Below are 18,360 nucleotides of genomic sequence, written 5' to 3'. Positions count from 1 at the left end.
GCCGTCAGTGCGTGCCGTGCACGCTCCGCGCGGCCTGGATCTTCTTCCAGGACTTGGGCTCCGCGGGCTTGCCGTGCACGCTCCGTGCGGTGACACCGGCCTTCGCCGCGGTCGGCGGGGCCGGCCGCGAGGTGCTGAACAGCCAGGTGTCGAAGAGCGAGGCGAGCGGCTTGCCGGAGACCTGCTCCGCGAACTTCTCGAAGTCCTGCACCGAGGCGTTGCCGTACTGGTTCGCCGCCGGCCACCCCTTGAGGATGGCGAAGAAGTCCTTGTCGCCGACCTTGTTGCGCAGCGCCTGGAGCGCGATGGCGCCCCGGTCGTACACCGCCGCGTCGAACTGCTTGTCCGCGCCCGGGTCGCCCGGCTTCACGGTCCAGAAGGGGTCGTCCGCCGGGTACTGCGCGTACGTGTAGTCGGCGAGCTCCTGGGCGGTGCCCTCGCCTTCCTTCTCCGACCACAACCACGTCGCGTAGCTCGCGAACCCCTCGTTGATCCAGATGTCGCGCCAGTTCTTCACCGAGACGCTGTCCCCGTACCACTGGTGGGCCAGCTCGTGCACGACCACCGAGGTGTTGGCGCCCCTCACGAACTGCACCGGGCTGTAGAACGGCCGGGTCTGCGTCTCCAGCGCGAAGTGCGACGGCACGTTCGGCACGTACCCGCCGACCGCGTCGAAGGGGTACGGGCCGAAGACGGAGCTGAGCCAGTCGACGACCTCGCCGCTCCGCTCGACACTGGCCTTCGCCGCGCCCTCGTTCGCCCCGAGATCCTTGCTGTAGGCGTTGATGACGGGCAGCCCGCTCGCGGTGGTGTCGGTGGTGATGTCGAACTTGCCGACCGCGAGAGTGGCCAGGTAGGAAGCCTGCGGCTTGCTGGAGCGCCAGTTGTAGCGCGTCCAGCCGAGCTTGGAACTCTTCGTCTGGAGCGTGCCGTTGCTGATCGCCTGCGTACCGTCCGGCACCGATACGGACACGTCGTACGTGGCCTTGTCGCGCGGGTGGTCGTTGCTGGGGAACCACCACCACGCCGACTCGGGCTCCTGGGCCGCGACCCCGCCGTCCGGCGTGCGCTGCCACGACGTGCTGCCGTTGACCACGACCTTCGAAGGTATGCCGCGGTAGCGGACGACCACGCTGATCTGCTTGCCGGAGTCGAGCGCGGCGGGCGGCGTGATCTCCAGCTCATGGGCGCCGGACCGGGCGAACTTCGCCTTCTTCCCGTTGACCAGCACCTCGCTCACATCGAGCGCGAAGTCGAGGTTGAAGCGGGACAGCGCCTGGGTGGTCGTGGCGACCAGCGTCGCCGTGCCCTGCAGCTCGTCCGTCTTCGGCTGGTACTTCAGCCGCAGGTCGTAATGGGAGACGTGGTATCCGCCATTGCCGGAATCCGGGTAATAGGGGTCCCCTATGCCCGGCGCGCCCGGCGAGGCGCCGGCGGCCGATGCGGGGATCGCCAGCAGCAGACCTGCGACGGCGGCAGCGCTCGGGACGATAAGTCTGTGACGCACGAATCCTCCAACTCGTAAGGGGGAACGATCTTTCGAAGCCTATGTACTCACCGGCGTGGAGAGTTGTCCATGGCGCGTCATGTCATACGACTGCCATTCCGCCGACATCAACGCCCTGTCCAGCCCCACGAGCAAACCGTTCGCCCCCTTCTGCACAGGAGTTCACTCGCGCTACGGTCCCGCCGTGTCCCTACGCGCGCGGCAGAGCCGCATCCCCTGGAAAATCCTCGTCCTGGCGGCCGTGGCCGCCCTGTCGGCCGTGCTCCTCGCACCGGGCCCCGCGAGCGCGGCGCACTCCGGCTCCGGCGGGCAGAGCAGACCCGTCTACTCCTACGCACACGCGATACGCGAGTCCGTATGGGTGGACACCAGGCTCGACGGCGACTCGAACGGCAAGAGCGACCGGGTCGCCGTCGACATCGTCCGGCCCCGCGAAGCGGCCCAACAGGGCCGCAAGGTGCCCGTGATCATGGACGCCAGCCCCTACTACTCCTGCTGCGGACGCGGCAACGAGAGTCAGAAGAAGACCTACGACGCCCAGGGCAAACCAGTCCTCTTCCCCCTCTACTACGACAACTACTTCGTGCCGCGCGGCTACGCCACCGTCCTGGTCGACCTCGCCGGAACCAACCGCTCCGACGGCTGCGTGGACGTCGGCGGCCGCTCCGACATCCAGTCCGGCAAGGCCGTCGTCGACTGGCTGAACGGGCGTGCCCGCGGCTACCGCGACCGTACGGGCGACGCGAAGGTGAAGGCGGACTGGACCACCGGCGCCGTCGGCATGATCGGCAAGAGCTATGACGGCACCATCGCCAACGGCGTCGCCGCCACCGGGGTGAAGGGCCTCAAGACCATCGTGCCCATCGGCGGCATCAGCTCCTGGTACGACTACTACTTCGCCAAGGGCGCCGCCCTCTACGACGGCGGCCCCGACCAGCTCTCCAACGGCATCGAGAGCTCCGAGGCGCGCGGCCGCTGCCAGGCCGTGCAGCGCGAGCTCGTCGAGGGCGCGCCCCGCAACGGCGACTTCACCCCGCTGTGGGCCGGGCGCGACTACGTGCCGGACGCCGACAAGGTGCGCGCCAGCGTCTTCGTCGTGCACGGCATGCAGGACCTCAACGTGCGCACCAAGCACTTCGGCCAGTGGTGGGACGCGCTCGCCCGGAACGGCGTCGAGCGGAAAATTTGGCTCTCGCAGACCGGCCACGTGGATCCGTTCGACTTCCGCCGCGCCGAGTGGACCGACACGCTGCACCGCTGGTTCGACCACTACCTCCTCGGCTACCGCAACGGCGTCGAGCGTGAGCCGATGGCCGACATCGAGCGCCACCCCGACCAGTGGAGCACCGATCGGGTCTGGCCGCCGCGGGCCGCCTCCGCCACCACCCTCCGCCCGGCCGGCGGCCCGGACGCGGGCGTCGGCACCCTCGGCGTCAAGCCCGCACCGGCCGGTTCCACCGCCTCGTACACGGACGACCCGAAGCTGAACGAGAACGACTGGGCGGCCGACATCGACCGGTCCACCCCGGCCAAGACCGGGTTCACCACCCCCGTGCTCAGCCACGACCTGCGCCTGTCCGGCTCGTCGAAGGTCGACCTGAAGGTCACCCCGTCCACCTCCTCGGCCCATCTCTCGGCGGTCCTCGTCGACCTCGGCCCCGACACCATCCGCGACTACGAGGGCGCCGGCGAAGGCATCAAAACCCTCGCCGACCGCAGCTGCTGGGGCAGCAGCACGCCCGGCGACAGCGCCTGCTTCAAACGGACCGCCGCCGACACGAAGGAGACCGGCCACACCGTCTTCAGCCGGGGCTGGGCCGATCTCGGCCACTACGCCGACCTCTCCCACGGACAGCCGCTGACCCCAGGCAAGCCCTACCGCATCACCCTGGACCTCGCGGCGAGCGACCATGTCGTCCCCGCGGGCCACCGGCTGGCCCTGATCGTGGCCGGCACCGACAAGGGGCTGATCGAACCCGCCGCCACCACCCCGAAACTGACACTCGACCTCGCCCGAAGCGCCGCCCGGGTGCCAGTGGTCGGCGGCTACCCGGCCTTCGTGCGCGCCACATCGGGCGGCGCCCGCTCCTAGGCCCTGGCATCGGCCTCCCGTCGGATGTCTGGTTCACGACCCGCCCGGCGTCTAGGCTGAACGCATCCGCCGGCGTTCGGCGACCCCGAGCGGCCGGCCGGACTCCGGGGGGCGCGATGGGCGTACGGCTGCTCCTGACAGACGATCAGGTCGTGACGCGGGCCGGCTTCGAGGCGCTGCTGGCGCAGGCGCCGGGGCTCACGGTGGTCGGCGAAGCCGCGGGGCCCGACGCCGCGGTCGACCTGGCGGAGCGGCTGAAACCCGACGTCATCCTGGTCAACCTCCGCACGCTGGACCGTGTCCAGCTCGCGCTGCTGACGAAGCGGCTGCACTGTCCGGGGTGCGCCCCGGGCAGTGCCGTCCTCCTGGTCAAGTCCCCGGAGAACGGCATCGGTTTCGCCGACGCGCTGGCCGCGGGCAGCAGTGGCTGCGTGACGCAGGACGCCGAGCGGGACGCCCTCGTCAACGCCATCATGCTCGTCTCCGAAGGTGGCGTCGTCTGCCTGCCCAGGGAGGAACCGCCGCCCCCGCTCGCCGACCGGCGCATGGCGGACGAGTCGTGTCCGCCGTCCGTCCATTCGCTCACCGGCCGCGAGACCGCCGTACTCGGCCTGCTGGCCCAGGGGTTGAGCAACGCCGAGATGGCGGAGGAACTGCATCTCGCCGTGACCACCGTGAAGAAGCATCTGGCCGGTGCGATGCAGAAGATCGACGAACCGAACCGGGTACGGGCCGCGCTCTTCGCGTTCCGCAACCGGCTGAACGCCAGGGCCGCGCACCGCGATTGAGCGGGCGGGCCGTCCGTACCACCGGACGGAGCCGATCGGACAGCGCATTCGGTGAACAGTGTCCGTCGGGACAATGCCCTGTAGTTGAAGCCCGCTTAGGATGACTGGTCCACCAGGCGCGCGCGAACGGGGAGACGCCATCCACGCCGCACCGCCGAAATCCGGAGCGGTCCACGCGCGGTGAGGCGCGCGGCCGCAGCACCGCTCCGCCCGTCGCCCCGGTGGGCCCTGCCGACGCGAGGGGCGGAGCGGCCCACTCATGAATACACGGTTTCAGACCAGACACGAATCGAGCACGCCACTCGGCGCCGGGGGAACTCCTATGTCTGTGTTCGACCGCTTCGCCGGCCATGAACAGGTGCTGTTCACCGCCTGCGAGACCACCGGCCTCAAGTGTCTGATCGCCATCCACTCCACGGCCCTCGGCCCGGCCCTCGGCGGCACCCGCTTCCTGCCGTACGCCTCCGAGACCCAGGCCCTCGACGACGCCCTGCGGCTCTCCCAGGCCATGACGTACAAGGCGGCCTGCGCCGGACTCGACATCGGCGGCGGCAAGGGCATCGTCATCGGCGACCCCGCCCGCCTGAAGACCGAGGCCGTGTTGCGCGGCTACGGACAGGCGGTGGAGAGCCTCGGCGGCCGCTACATCGCGGCCTGCGACATGGGCACCACCCCTGCCGACCTCGCCGTCGTCGGCCGCGAGACCCGCTGGGCCCGCGGCACCGAGCCCGTCGAGGGCGGCTCCGGGGACTCCGCCGTCATGACCGCGTACGGCGTCTACCTCGGTATCAAGGCATGCCTGCTGCACTGGGGCGGCTCCGACGTGCTGGCCGGACGGCACATCGCCGTCGACGGCGTCGGCAAGGTCGGGCGGCGGCTCGCCGCGCTCCTCCACGACGCGGGTGCCCAGCTCTACGTCGGCGACATCGACCAGGCGGCGGCCGAGCGGGCGGCCGACGCCTACGACGCGGTGGCCCTGGAGCCCGAGAAGCTCTACGGCCTCGACGTCGACGTCCTCAGCCCGAACTCCGTCGGCGGCGTCCTGAACGACGCGAGCATCCCCGACCTGCGCTGCCGCATCGTCGCGGGAGCCGCCAACAACCAGCTCGCCGCCGCCCGGCACGCCACGGCGCTCGCGGACCGCGACATCCTCTACGCACCCGACTTCGTCATCAACGCGGGCGGACTCATCCAGGTCGTCGACGAACTGCACGAAGGCGGCCCGGCGGTGGAACGGGCCCGCAGCCGCGTCATGGCCATCCCCGACCGGCTGCTGGAGATCTTCGCGCGCTCGGCGGCCGAGGGGATCAGCACCGAGCGGGCCGCCGAACTGCTCGCCGAGGAGCGGCTGCGCTCCGTCGGAGCGCTACGGTCCTTCTGGCAGCCCTTCCGGGCGGCCCGCCACCACGGCCGGGGATAGGCCGCTCCGTGCTCCCGCCGCGCGCGGGAAACGGCGCGGCGCCCAGGCGGTCACAGCCGGCCCGATCTGCGTTCGAGGAACAGCAGCCAGGCCAGGTACAGCCCGCCCGCGACGCCCGTGACCACCCCCACCGGCAGGATCGCCGACCCCGAGACCCGCTGCGCCGTCCAGTCCGCCGCGGTGACCAGCACCGCGCCCATCCAGGCCGCGGGCAGCACGTTGGGCCCCGCGGAACGGGTCAGCCGCCGGGCGAGCTGCGGAGCGGCCAGCGCCACGAACGGGATCGGCCCCGCCGCCGCGACCGCCATCGCCGTCAGCCCCGTGCCGGTGGCGAGCAGCCACACACGGCTGCGCTCCGGGGCTACGCCCAGCGCGGCCGCCGCCTCGTCGCCCATCTCCAGCATCGACAGCCGCCGCGAGAGCCCCAGCACGACCGGGACCAGCACCACGATCCCCAGCGCGGCCACCCGCACATCGCCCCAGCCGCGCCCGTTCAGACTGCCGATCATCCAGGTGGCCGCTTCCGCGGCCTTGCCGATGTCGGCCCGTATGAACAGATAGCTGGTCAGGGAGGAGAGCACCGCCGACGCGCCGATGCCGATCAGCACCAGCCGGTAGCCGTGCACCCCCCGCTGCCAGGCCAGCAGATAGACCGCGAACGCCGTCGCCAGCCCGCCCGCCACCGCGCCGACGGCGGTCTGCACGGTCCCCGCCTCCAGCACGATGATCGCGACCAGCGCGCCCGCCGACGCCCCGCTGCCGAAGCCGATGATGTCCGGGCTGCCCAACGGGTTGCGGGACAGCGACTGGAACACCGCGCCGCTCATGCCCATTGCGAAACCGGCCAGCAGCCCGTCCAGGACGCGCGGCATCCGCAACTCGTTCACCACGAAGTCCGCGCCGGGCGGGCCGTCGCCGAAGAGCGTACGGACCACCTCGGCCGGGCTCAGCTCGTACGCGCCCATGCCGAGCGAGAGCACCGTCAGAGCCGCCCCCAGCACCGCCAGCACCGCGCAGACCAGCAGCGCGCGCCGCCGGAAGCGGAGCGAGAGCCCGCCGCGCGAGCGCACCACCAGGGTGCCGGGAGCCTTCGGACGCGCGGAGACGCGCAGGTCGTTCACAGGTGGGCCACCTTGCGCCGGCGGACGAGTTGGATGAACAGCAGGCCGCCGAGGAACGCGGTCACGACCCCGACCTCGATCTCGGACGGCGGCACGAGCACCCGCCCGACGATGTCCGAGCCGAGCAGCAGCACCGGCGCGAAGACCGCGCAGTACGGGAACAGCCAGCGGGTGTCCGGCCCGCAGAACGCCCGTACCGCGTGCGGGATCATCAGCCCGATGAAGCCGATCGGCCCGCACACGGCCGTCGCGCTCCCGCACAGCAGGGTGATCGCGATGATGGACAGCACGCGGGTACGGCCGAGGTGCGCGCCCAGCGAGCGCGCGGTGTCGTCGCCCAGCGCCATCGCGTTCAGCGGCCGGGCCAGGGCCAGCGCGAGGAGCGCGCCCACTACGAGGAACGGCAGCGCGGGCAGCAGCAGATCGCCGCGGCGCCCCGCGAGGGTGCCGATCGACCAGTGCCGCATGGTCTCCAGCGCGCTCAGGTCCCACAGCTGGAGGCCGTTGACGTACCCGAAGAGCGCCGCGTTGACGGCGGTGCCGGCCAGCGCGAGCCGCACCGGCGTCGCGGCCCGGCTGCCGCCCAGCGCGTTGACCGCCACCGCCGCCACCCCGGCCCCCGCGAACGCGAACCACAGATAGCCGGTGAAGGAGGTGACGCCCAGCAGGCTGATCGCGGTGACCACGGCGGCCGACGCGCCCGCGTTCACCCCGAGCAGCCCCGGGTCGGCGAGCGGGTTGCGGGTCAGCGTCTGCATCACCGCGCCCGCCAGCCCCAGCGCCGCGCCCACCGCGACGCCGATCGCGGTGCGCGGCAGCCGCAGCCCCCGCACGATGTGGTCGTTCTCGGTGCCCGTCGCCTCGAACAGGCCGTGCCACACCTGGTCCAGCGGTATCTGCTTGGCGCCGATGGAGATGCTCGCCAGCACGGCCACCGCCAGCAGCGCCAGCCCCACCAGCAGACCGGTGGCCCGCACGGCCCGCCGGGCGCCGGGCGCGGCGGGCGGCGCGGCCTCCGCGGCGGCGATGGCCGCGCTCACGCCGCGCCGCTCTCGCAGCCGCCGCCGGCACGGAAGCGCCGGCACTCCTCGTACGACGGCAGCAGGCCGTCCCGCTCGGCCTGCGCCAGCGACGGCGCCGAGGCGTCCTTCTCGGACAGCAGCGGGGCGACGCCGCGCGGCCACTCGATGCCGAGCTCCGGATCGAGCGGGTGCACGGCGTGCTCGCGCCGCGGCTGGTAGCCGGTGGAGCAGAGATAGACGGCGGTCGCCTCATCGGTGAGCGCCATGAAGGCGTGGCCGAGGCCCTCGGAGAGGTAGACGGCGCGATGGGACTCGTCGTCGAGGAGCACCGCCTCCCACGCCCGGTAGGTGGGCGAGCCGAGCCGCAGGTCCACCACGACGTCGAGGATCGCGCCCCGCACACAGGTGACGTACTTGGCCTGGCCCGGCGGCACGTCGGCGAAGTGCACGCCGCGCAGCGTGCCGCGCCGGGACCGGGAGCAGTTGGCCTGTGCGAGCACCGGGGCGCGGCCCGCGACGGCGGTGAAGTCCGGCGCCCGGAACCACTCGTGGAAACTGCCCCGGTCGTCGCGGTGGATCTGCGGTTCGCGCGTCCACGCGCCCTCGATGGTCATCGGGCGCATGAGGCCCCTCCTCGGATGCTGTCGGTTCCGCCGCCGCCCGCCGTGCCCGCCGTGCCCGCGGTGACGGCGGCGAATTCGGCGTGCAGCGCGTCGCGCCAGTGCCGGGGCCGCGGCAGCCCGGCCGCGGCCCACCGGTCGTGGCCCAGCACGCTCCACGCCGGACGCGGCGCGGGGCGCCCCAGCGAGCCGCTGTCGGTGGGCCGCACCCGGCCGGGGTCGGCGCCGGCCAGCCGGAAGACCTCGCGGGCCAGCTCGTACCAGGTGGTGTGGCCGCCGGCGGTGGCGTGGAAGACGCCGGGCCGCAGCGGCCCCCGGCCCAGCGCCAGGAGCCGGCGGGCGACGTCCGCGGTGGCGGTGGGCTGGCCGTACTGGTCGTCGACGACATCCACCACGCCGTCGCCCGCGGCCCGCTCGGCCATGGTGCGCACGAAGTTGCGGCCGTACGGCCCGTACAGCCAGGCGGTGCGCACGACCGTGCCCGCGCGCGGCAGTTCGGCCAGGACCGCGCGCTCACCGGCCAGCTTGCTGCGCCCGTACGCGGTGCGCGGGCCGGGCTCGGCGTCCTCGGGGTAGGGCGGCCCGGCGTCGCCGGGGAAGACGTAGTCGGTGGAGACGTGCAGCAGCCGGGCGCCGGTGGCCGCGCAGGCGCGGGCGAGGACCCCCACCGCCGTGCCGTTGACGCGCAGCGCCCGCTCCTCGTCGGACTCGGCCGCGTCGACGTCCGTCCAGGCCGCGCAGTTGACCACCACGCCCGGGCGGGCGCGGTGCAGGGCGCAGGTGACGGCGCGCTCGTCGGTGAGGTCGAGGTCGTGGCGGGTCAGCGGGAGGGCCGAGGCGTGTTCGGCGGCGAGGAGCCGGCACAGGTCGCGGCCGAGCATGCCGCCGGCGCCGGTGATCAGCCAGCGGGTCACCGGCTCTCACCGCGCACCCCGGCCGACGGTGCGGCCGTTTGCGGGGGCTGGACGGCGGGCGACCACCAGGACCGGTTGGCGCGGTACCAGTCGACGGTCTCGGCGAGCCCGTCCTCGAAGGAGTGGCGCGGCTGGTAGCCCAGCTCGGTGCGGATCTTCGACCAGTCGACGGAGTACCGCAGATCGTGGCCCTTGCGGTCGGCGACGTGCTCGACCCGGTCCCAGCCGGCCCCGCAGGCGGCCAGCAGCCGCTCGGTGAGCTGTGTGTTGCTGAGTTCGGTGCCGCCGCCGATGTTGTAGACCTCGCCGGGCCGTCCGGCGTCGAGCACGAGCCGCAGCGCGCGGCAGTGGTCGTCGACGTGCAGCCAGTCGCGGACGTTGGCGCCGTCGCCGTAGAGCGGGACGGTGCCGCCGTCCAGGAGCCGGGTCGTGAACAGCGGGATGACCTTCTCGGTGTACTGGTACGGGCCGTAGTTGTTGGAGCAGCGGGTCACGGACACATCGAGTCCGTGGGTGCGGTGGTGGGCGAGCGCGAGCAGATCGGAGCCCGCCTTCGACGCGGAATAGGGGGAGTTGGGTTCGAGCGGCTGGTCCTCGGCCCAGGACCCGGCGGAGATCGAGCCGTACACCTCGTCGGTGGAGACGTGCACGAAGCGCGCGATGCGGTGCCGCACCGCCGACTCCAGCAGCACCTGGGTGCCCAGCACATTGGTCGACGCGAACTCCAGCCCTCCCTCGATGGACCGGTCCACATGCGACTCGGCGGCGAAGTGCACGACCATGTCGTGGCGGGCGAGGAGGGAGTCGACGAGCTGCCCGTCGCGGATGTCGCCGTGGGTGAAGGTGAAGCGCGAATCACCTTCCACCGTACGGAGGTTGGCGCGGTTTCCGGCGTAGGTCAGGGAGTCCAGGGCGGTGACGGCGAGCGCTCCGCCGGGCCCCTCGGGGCCGAGCAGGGTGCGGACGAAGTGGGAGCCGATGAAGCCGGCCCCGCCGGTGACGAGGATTCTCATGGGTGTCCAGGAGGTGATGAGCGGTCAGGCGGTCGGGTCTGCGCGGCGTCAGGGGGTGATCTGGACCTGGCTGTGGTCGCCGAGGACGAGGCGGTGCGCGCGGGGCGCGCGGGCGGCGCCGGTCACCCGGACCGTACGGCCGATGAGGGAGCCCTCGATCCGGCCGACGCCCTCGATGTGGGAGCCGTCGAGCACGATGGAGAACTCCACCTCGCTGTCGCTGATCAGGCAGTCGTCGGCGACCGAGGTGGAGGGGCCGATATAGGAGTCGCGCACGACGCTGCCCGCGCCGATGACCGCGGGGCCCACGATCCGGGAGCGCACGACGCTGGCGCCGGCCTCGATCCGTACCCGGCCGACGAGTTCGCTGGCGCCGTCGACCGTGCCGAGCACGGCGGGCGGCATGGCTTCGAGAACGGTGCGATTGACCTCCAGCATATCGGTCACGTTGCCGGTGTCCTTCCAGTAGCCGCTGATGACGGTGGAGCGGACCGTGCGGCCGTCGTCGACGAGCCACTGGATGGCGTCGGTGATCTCCAGCTCGCCGCGCGGGGACGGGGTGATGGACCGTACGGCCTCGTGCACGGCCGGGGTGAAGAGGTAGACGCCGACCAGCGCGAGGTCGCTGCGCGGCGCGCTGGGCTTCTCCTCCAGCCGCACCACCGCGCCGTCGGGGTCGAGTTCGGCGACCCCGAAGGCACTGGGGTTGTCGACCTTGGTCAGCAGGATGCGGGCGTCGGGGCGTTCGGTGCGGAACTCCTCGACCAGCTCGGTGATGCCGCCCACGACGAAGTTGTCGCCGAGGTACATCACGAAGTCGTCGTCGCCGAGCCAGTCGCGGGCGATGAGCACGGCGTGCGCCAGACCCAGCGGGTGCGCCTGCGGCAGATAGCTGACGCGGGCCCCGAAGCGGGAGCCGCCGCCGACCGCTGCCCGGATCTCCGCCTCCGTGTCGCCCACGACGATGCCGATGTCGGTGATACCGGCGGCGACCAGCGATTCGATGCCGTAGAAGAGCACGGGTTTGTTGGCGACGGGGACGAGCTGCTTGGCCGCGGTGTGGGTGATGGGGCGCAGCCTGCTGCCGGTGCCTCCGGAGAGGACAAGTGCCTTCATGAGGGGGTCATCATCCTTGGGTGACGGGGGCGGACGCGGTGTCGGTCGCGGTGTTCGCGGTGTCTTCGGCGCCGGCCGCACCAACGCCGCCGGTGGTCGCCGTGTGGTGCTGCCACAGCCGGGCGTACGCGCCGCCCGCTGCCACCAGCGCGTCGTGCGTGCCCTGTTCGGCGACCCGGCCGTCGTCGAGGACGACGATCCGGTCCGCGCGGGCGGCCGTGGCGAGCCGGTGCGCGACCACGATGGTCGTACGGCCGGTGGCCAGGCGGTCCCCGGCGTCGAGCACGCTCTGCTCGGTGGCCGGGTCGAGCGCGGCCGTCGCCTCGTCGAGGAGGAGCAGCCCGGGGGCGACCAACTCGGCGCGGGCCAGCGCGATCAGCTGCCGCTGCCCGGCGGACAGGCTCGCGCCGCGCTCGCCGACCGGCTGCCGGAAGCCGTACGGCTGGGCGGCCACGGCGGGCAGCGCGCCCACCGCCCGCACCGCGGCCTCGACCTCGCCATCATCGGCGTCCGGACGCCCGTACCGCACGTTGGCGGCGATGTCGCCGGTGAAGAGGTGGGCCTCCTGCGGCACGACGCCCAGCAGCCGGCGGTACGCGGACGGCTCGTACTCCCTGATGTCCGCGCCGTCGACCAGGACCCGGCCCTCGCTCGCGTCGTAGAAGCGGGCGAGGAGCTTGACGACGGTGGACTTTCCCGCGCCCGTCGCGCCGACCAGCGCGACCGTCTCGCCGGACCGTACGCGCAGGCTGACGCCGTCGAGCGACGGCCGCTCCGCGCCCGGGTAGCGGTGGGTGACGTCGCACAGCTCGACCTCGCCGCGCAGCCGGTCCGGTACGGGAGCGGGGTCCTCGGCGGTCGGTACGGAGGCCGGTACGCGCAGCAGCTCCACGGTGCGGCGCAGCCCGACGGACGCCTGCTGGTAGCTGTCGAAGGCGAGGGACAGCTGCTGGACGGGGGCGAAGAACATGCCCAGGTAGAGCATGAAGGCCACGAGCACACCGGGGCTCAGCGAGCCGTCCGCGACCCAGCCCGCGCCCACCAGCAGCACCAGGGCCTTGGAGAGTTCGGCGGTGAGATTGATGCACGGGAAGTAGACGGCGGCGTAGCGCTGGGCCTTGAGCCGGGCGGTGCGGTAGCTCTCGGAGAGCTTCCCGAACGCCTCGGCGGTGTGCCCCTCGCGGTTCTGCGCCTGGGCGACGCGCAGCCCGGTGACGTTCTCCTGGAGGCTGGAGTTGACTTCGCCGATGCGCTGCCGGGCGTCGGTGTAGGCGGCCGAGGAGAGCCGCCAGAAGACGGCCGTGGCGATGGCGACCAGCGGCAGCAGGGCGAGCGCGGTGAGCGCGAGCGACACGTCGACGGCGAGCATCGCGAGGACGGCGGCGCACAGCGTGGCGAGCGACGCGACGGCGGTGAGCAGGTTGGTCTGGAGGAACGCGGAGAGCGCGTCGATGTCGTTGACCATCCACGTCATGATCTGGCCGCCGCGCTCGCGCTCGTAGAAGTCGAGCCCCAGCCGCTGGAGTTGGGCGAAGGTGCGGATCCGCAGCCCGTACAGGACCCGCTCCCCGGCCCGCCGGGTGACGCGCGCCTGGAGGCTGAGCGCCGCCCAGCCGCCCGCGACGACGAGGAGGGCGAACAGGGCGGTGGTGGCCAGCACCCGGCCGCTGCCCGCGCCGACGCCGGCGTCCAGGCCGTGCCGTACGAGCAGGGGCAGCGCGATGGTCGCCAGGGAGTCGGCGGCGACCAGGGCGAGGCCGAGGAGCAGGGCCGCGCGCACCGGTCGCAGCAGGCTGCGGAGTCTGAACTCCGGGTCAGGCGCGCGCAGTTCGCGCTCGTCGAGGAGGGGGTCGTCGGTGGGCTCGTCCGCCGGCCGCGGGGTGTCGTCGGCGGCGGGCTCCGGCCACAGCTCCGGGGTGATGCCGGAGGCAGCCGGGCGCTCGGTGGGGATGACGGGCGTGTCGATCGTGTCGCCGGGGCCCGCCAGCAGTTCGCGGAAGAGCGTGCAGCGCTCCATCAGTTCGGCCTGGGTGCCGGTGTCCACGACGCGCCCGCCGTCCAGGACGGCGATGCGGTCGGCGAGGGCGAGCGTGGAGCGGCGGTGGGCGATCAGCAGGGTCGTACGGTCGGTGGTGACGGCGCGCAGCGTCGCCTGGATGGCGGCTTCGGTGACGGCGTCGACCGCGGAGGTGGCGTCGTCGAGCACGAGGACCCGCGGGTCGGCGAGGAGCGCGCGGGCCAGGACGACGCGCTGGCGCTGGCCGCCGGAGAGGGTCAGCCCGCGCTCGCCGACCTCGGTGGCGTAGCCGTCGGGCAGCCGGGAGACGAAGCCGTGCGCCTCGGCGGCCTCGGCGGCGGCCCGTACCTGCTCGTCGGTGGCGTCCGGGCGGCCGTAGGCGATGTTGTCCCGGATCGAGCAGGAGAAGAGGAACGGCTCCTCGAAGACCACGCCGATCGTGGAGCGCAGGGAGGCGAGGGTGAGTTCGCGGGCGTCGGTGTTCGCACCGGGCGGGCCGACGCGGACGGAGCCGTGCTGGGGGTCGTAGAAGCGGGCCAGGAGCAGGGAGACGGTGGACTTGCCGGAGCCGGACGGTCCGACGAGCGCGAGCGTCTCGCCGGGCCGCACCGCGAGTGATGTCCCGTCCAGGACCGGGTCGCTGGGCGCGTACCCGAACCGTACGTCCCGCAGCTCGATCCCCACGGGGCCGGCCGGGACCTCGCGGGCGTCGGGCGCCTCGGTGATCTCGGGCTGGGCGTCGACGAGTTCGTAGACGCGCTCGGCGGCGGCGCGGGCCTGCTGCGCGGTGACGAGGAAGCTCGCGAAGAGGCGGGCGGGCCCGGCGAGCAGCGCGAGGTAGGCGGCGAAGGCGAGGAAGGTGCCGAGGTCGACGCTGCCGCGCAGGGCCAGCCAGCCGCCGAGCGCGAGCACCCCGACCTGGCCGAGCGCGGGGAGCGCGGACATGGTGGCGGTCGCGGTGGCCTGGATGCGGGAGACGCGCACCCGGCGGCCGAACAGGGCGCGGGCCGCCCGCGCGAGCCGGTCGGTCTCGCGCTCCTCCTGTCCGAACCCCTTGACGACCCGGACGCCGGTGACGGTCTCCTCGACGTGTTCGGCGATCTCGGCCGCGCCCGCCTGCGCGGCGCGCGTCGCCGGGACGAGCCGGGCGCGGCTGCGGGCGGCGACCCAGGCGGTGGCGGGCACGACGGTCAGCGCGACGAGCGTCAGCAGCGGGGAGAGCCAGAGCATCGCGCCGACGGCGACGAGGAAGAGCGCGCTGGTGCCCAGCGGGATGGGCAGCATGCCGAGCATCATCTGCACTTGCTGGAGGTCGCTGTTGGCACGTGAGACGACCTGGCCGGTGCGCAGGGCGTCCTGTTTGACCCCGTCGAGCCGCTGCACGGAGGAGAAGACCTCCGTGCGCAGCTGGTGCTGGACGCCCAGGGCGAGCTTGCCGGCGGCGTACCGGCGGGTGAACTCCGCGCCGAACTGGACCAGCGCGAGCGCGGCGAGCGCGACCGCCAGCCAGCCGATGCGGCCGGTGTTCCCGGCGACGGCGTCATTGACGCCGAGCCGGGCGAGGAGCGGGCCGATGGCCTCAAGTCCCGTTCCCAGAACGGAACTCAGTGCTACTGCGAGAAGAAGTCGAGGGTGGAGGCGGCACGCGGCGCCGAGCCTGCGTATCCAGCCGGGGGATGTTGTTGAGCTGCTGGGCACGTGATTAGCTTAGGCTTACCTAAGTAAAGGTCGCCACGTTCTCCGTGTGACCTCGGCCACACTCGCCCTGTGTGCACCGCTCTACGCCTCCGGACGTCATCACCCCTTCCCGGCAGGTCATATGACGGTGCGTCGGGGAGGAAAGCAGGTTGTCGATGCGTGTCCTGTTCGCCGGACCGCCCTTCTTCGGGCTCCTCTATCCGATGGTTCCGCTCGCCCAGGCGTTCCGCGCCGCGGGCCACGACGTCCTCGTGGGCACCTGCGGAGCGGCCGCCGGGCACGCCGCGCACGCCGGCCTCCCGGTCGTCGACTGCGCGCCGGGCATCGACCCCGACGCCCTGTACGCGGACATGGAGAAGCGTCGCGACCGCAAACCGCCGTCCCCGGGCGAGCACGGCGTGCCGCCCAAGGGGAAGGGGTTCTCCTTCTTCAGCGACGAAATGGCCGACACCATGGTCGACGTCGGCCGCCAGTGGCGCCCCGACCTCGTCGTGCACACCCCGAACGGCGTCGTCGGACAGCTGGTCGCAGCCCGGCTCGGCGTGCCGTCCGTCCTGCACGCCGTCGGCTTCGGCCACACCGGCCGGCACGTCGGCATGATGAACAACGCGCTCGCCGACGGCTACGCCCGCCACGGCCTCGACGGCCCCGCCCCGATCGCCGCCTGGCTGGACGTCACCCCGCCCAGCATGAGCGTCGCCGCCGAACCGCGGATGCGACCGATGCGCTACGTCCCCTACAACGGCGGCAGTTCCCTCCCGCACTGGCTCTTCGAGGACCGCAAACGCCCCCGGATCGCCGTCACCCTCGGCACGGTGCGCCCCGTCGTCGACGGCGTCTCGCCCCTCCAGTGGGTGATCGACGCGGCCCGCGCCACCGACGCCGAGTTCGTGCTCGCCCTCGGCGGCGCCGACCTCACCGCGCTCGGCCCGCTCCCCGAGAACGTACGCGCCGTGGACTGGATACCGCTCGGCGCGCTGCTCGCCGCCAGCGACGCCGTCGTCCACCACGGCGGCGCGGGCACCACCCTCACCGCCCTCGACTCGGGCCTCCCGCAGATCGTCCTCGGCGAGGGCGCCGACCGTCCGGCCAACGCGGCGGCCGTACGCACCCGGGGCTGCGGCCTGGTCCCCGGCTCCGACGGCCCCGACGGCCCCGGCCCGGACCGGGAGCTGATCCAGCGGCTCCTGGAGGACGACGCCCTGCGGGACGCCGCGCGCGAGACGGCGGAGGAGATGGCCGCCATGCCGAGCCCGTCCGAGACGGCCGCCCGGCTCGTGGAGCCGGCGCTGACGCAGGGCAGGCATCGATGACGGGCGGGTACGGCTGGACGTTCGGGGTGGGAGGCTCCGGCCCGGCGGGCCCGGGCCTGATGGGGCCGGACTCGGCCGGTCCCGGCGCGGCGGCGGCCGGTTCGTCCGGCCCCCTACCGGCCGGCGGATACGGGGCCGTCGCGTCTGCGGGCGCGTCGCCCGGCCCGGTCGAAGGCCGTGGTACGGGCGCGGGGCGCGGTGCGGGCGCGGGCCGCGGTGCGGGCGCGGGGGCGCCCCTCCCGGGTTCCTCGGCGGCGGCCGGGACCGGTGTCGCGGTCATGGCCGGACGGCCCGTCGCGGGCGCCGGCAAGCCGCCCCTCTCACCTCGGCCCGTGCCCGTGGAAACCGTCGAGAGCCCCCGGCTCGGGCGGCTCGCGCGGGAGATGGCGGCGGCCCGGTCCTGGAACGAGCGGGGCGCCGTGCTCGGCGGGTTCTGGGCCGAGGCGCAAGCGGCCGGCACGCCGATGACCGAGGCGATCGAAGGCGACCCCGAGCACCGGGCCGTCACCTTCCTGTGGCGCGGGGACACCGAGACCCGGCAGGTGCTGCTCCTCGTCAACCGGCTCCTGGACCGCTGCGACCTCGCGGCCAGCCTCATGCGCTGGCTGCCCGGCACCGACGTCTGGCACCTCACCTACCGGCTCCGCGCCGACCACCGCGGCTCGTACCGCATCGCCCCCGACACCACCGGGTTCGCACGGTCCGAACTGGACCGCCTCGCCGACACCGCCGTGCGCGACCCCCACAACCCCCGCACGGTGCCCACCCGTTGGCACGGTCGGCCCAGCTCCGCCTTCGAACTGCCCGCCGCCCCGGCCCGGCGGTGGGAGGCCCGGCGCGACCAGGTCGCCCGCGGGACCGTGCGCCGGCGCCGTGTCGCGAGCGCGGTACTGGGTTCGGAGCGCGAGGTGTGGGTGTACGCGCCGCCCGTACCCGGCGACGTCACGGACACGCTCGTCCTGCTCGACGGGGACATGTGGTTCGGTCAGATGGGCATCGAGGCCACCTTGGACAACCTCATCGCCGACGGCGCCATCCCGCCGTTGACCGTGCTCGCCCCGCACGCCGTCGACAACCCCACCCGCACAAGGGAGTTCGGCGGAAACCGGGCGTACGTCGACTTCCTCGCCGCCGAACTGCTGCCCTGGGCGGCGGACCGGCTGCCCGTGACGGACGACCCGGACCGTACCGTCATCGCGGGCCAGAGCCTCGGCGGGCTCACCGCGCTGTACACCGGGTACTCCGCGCCGTACCGCTTCGGGAAGGTGCTCGCCCAGTCCTCCTCGCTGTGGTGGCACCCGGCCGACGAACACGCCGGGCCCACGACGTGGATGACGCGCCGCTTCACCGAAGGCGCCCCGCGCGAGCTGCGGTTGCACCTCGATGTCGGGCTCCACGAGTGGGGAATGCTGGAACAGACCCGCGAGTTGCGCGCCGCCCTGCGCACCCGGGGCTACCACGTCAGCGGCTCGGACTTCAACGGCGGCCACGACTACGTCTGCTGGTCCGTGGCGCTCGCCGAGGGCCTCGTCAACCTGCTCGGCCGCCCCAAGGGCCGTCCCTGATCCCGGGCCTCCAGGACTTCCCGGTCCGCCTGGGCCCATCGACCGGCCGTGGACGGCCGGTACCCCAAGCCCCCCATATGCAAGCCCCCATATGCAGCCCCCGCATGCAGCCCCCCACGTGCAGCCCTCTACAGACGCCACGTACAGCCAAGGA

The 18,360-nt window shown here is 73.2% G+C and carries 13 protein-coding genes; 5 read left to right on the top strand and 8 right to left on the bottom strand.

What is annotated here, in order from left to right; all coding sequences use genetic code 11:
* Nucleotides 1-4: 4 nt before the first annotated feature.
* Entirely contained in the window at nucleotides 5-1,507 is a 1,503-nt protein-coding gene (locus AC07AB_RS05425; protein WP_478560390.1) for a M1 family metallopeptidase, read from the bottom strand.
* A gap of 184 nt (nucleotides 1,508-1,691) precedes the next feature.
* On the opposite strand from AC07AB_RS05425, the gene AC07AB_RS05420 reads away from it, so the two are divergent.
* From AC07AB_RS05420 to AC07AB_RS05410, 3 genes are all read left to right on the top strand, one after another.
* Complete coding sequence (locus AC07AB_RS05420; RefSeq protein ID WP_478560387.1) at nucleotides 1,692-3,599, top strand: Xaa-Pro dipeptidyl-peptidase; 1,908 nt, start codon at nucleotides 1,692-1,694, stop codon at nucleotides 3,597-3,599.
* Between the two features lie 152 nt (nucleotides 3,600-3,751).
* The gene (locus AC07AB_RS05415; protein ID WP_478560384.1) at nucleotides 3,752-4,387 is read left to right on the top strand and encodes a LuxR C-terminal-related transcriptional regulator; all 636 of its coding nucleotides are present in this window, start codon (nucleotides 3,752-3,754) and stop codon (nucleotides 4,385-4,387) included.
* Nucleotides 4,388-4,709: 322 nt separating this feature from the next.
* Entirely contained in the window at nucleotides 4,710-5,807 is a 1,098-nt protein-coding gene (locus tag AC07AB_RS05410) for a Glu/Leu/Phe/Val dehydrogenase family protein (protein WP_478560381.1), read from the top strand.
* Between the two features lie 50 nt (nucleotides 5,808-5,857).
* On the opposite strand, the gene AC07AB_RS05405 is transcribed toward AC07AB_RS05410, so the two are convergent.
* From AC07AB_RS05405 to AC07AB_RS05375, 7 genes are read right to left on the bottom strand one after another with little or no spacing between them, the layout of a single operon-like run.
* A complete protein-coding gene (locus tag AC07AB_RS05405; protein ID WP_478561563.1) occupies nucleotides 5,858-6,919 on the bottom strand; it encodes a FecCD family ABC transporter permease in 1,062 nt (353 codons plus the stop codon).
* A 5-nt stretch (nucleotides 6,920-6,924) separates the two neighbouring features.
* Nucleotides 6,925-7,968: a FecCD family ABC transporter permease gene (locus tag AC07AB_RS05400; protein WP_478560378.1), complete on the bottom strand. Its 1,044-nt coding sequence runs from the start codon at nucleotides 7,966-7,968 to the stop codon at nucleotides 6,925-6,927.
* Nucleotides 7,965-8,573: a dTDP-4-dehydrorhamnose 3,5-epimerase family protein gene (locus tag AC07AB_RS05395; protein WP_478560375.1), complete on the bottom strand. Its 609-nt coding sequence runs from the start codon at nucleotides 8,571-8,573 to the stop codon at nucleotides 7,965-7,967. Before AC07AB_RS05395 ends, AC07AB_RS05400 begins: the two co-directional genes overlap by 4 nt.
* Entirely contained in the window at nucleotides 8,561-9,484 is a 924-nt protein-coding gene (gene rfbD / locus AC07AB_RS05390) for a dTDP-4-dehydrorhamnose reductase (protein WP_478560372.1), read from the bottom strand. The genes AC07AB_RS05395 and rfbD overlap by 13 nt, the downstream gene beginning before the upstream one ends.
* Nucleotides 9,481-10,497, bottom strand: coding sequence for a dTDP-glucose 4,6-dehydratase (gene rfbB / locus AC07AB_RS05385; RefSeq protein ID WP_478560369.1), 1,017 nt, complete (start codon nucleotides 10,495-10,497; stop codon nucleotides 9,481-9,483). Before rfbB ends, rfbD begins: the two co-directional genes overlap by 4 nt.
* Nucleotides 10,498-10,545: 48 nt before the next feature.
* Nucleotides 10,546-11,613 carry a glucose-1-phosphate thymidylyltransferase gene (locus AC07AB_RS05380; RefSeq protein ID WP_478560366.1) on the bottom strand — a complete coding sequence of 356 codons (1,068 nt, stop codon included), beginning with the start codon at nucleotides 11,611-11,613 and terminating at the stop codon, nucleotides 10,546-10,548.
* 10 nt (nucleotides 11,614-11,623) lie between these two features.
* Complete coding sequence (locus AC07AB_RS05375; protein ID WP_478560363.1) at nucleotides 11,624-15,328, bottom strand: ABC transporter ATP-binding protein; 3,705 nt, start codon at nucleotides 15,326-15,328, stop codon at nucleotides 11,624-11,626.
* A gap of 155 nt (nucleotides 15,329-15,483) precedes the next feature.
* Between AC07AB_RS05375 and AC07AB_RS05370 the strand changes: the two genes are divergently transcribed.
* Both AC07AB_RS05370 and fes read left to right on the top strand, forming a co-directional pair.
* Nucleotides 15,484-16,641: a nucleotide disphospho-sugar-binding domain-containing protein gene (locus AC07AB_RS05370; RefSeq protein ID WP_478561560.1), complete on the top strand. Its 1,158-nt coding sequence runs from the start codon at nucleotides 15,484-15,486 to the stop codon at nucleotides 16,639-16,641.
* Nucleotides 16,642-16,973: 332 nt separating this feature from the next.
* On the top strand, nucleotides 16,974-18,206 hold the full coding sequence (fes, locus tag AC07AB_RS05365; protein ID WP_478560360.1) for an enterochelin esterase: 1,233 nt from the start codon (nucleotides 16,974-16,976) through the stop codon (nucleotides 18,204-18,206).
* The last annotated feature ends 154 nt before the right edge of the window (nucleotides 18,207-18,360 follow it).

The sequence above is a fragment of the Streptomyces sp. NPDC044033 genome (genome assembly GCF_056434425.1).
Note: the sequence above shows the minus strand (reverse complement) of the source record. Positions and strands in the feature narration are given on the sequence as shown.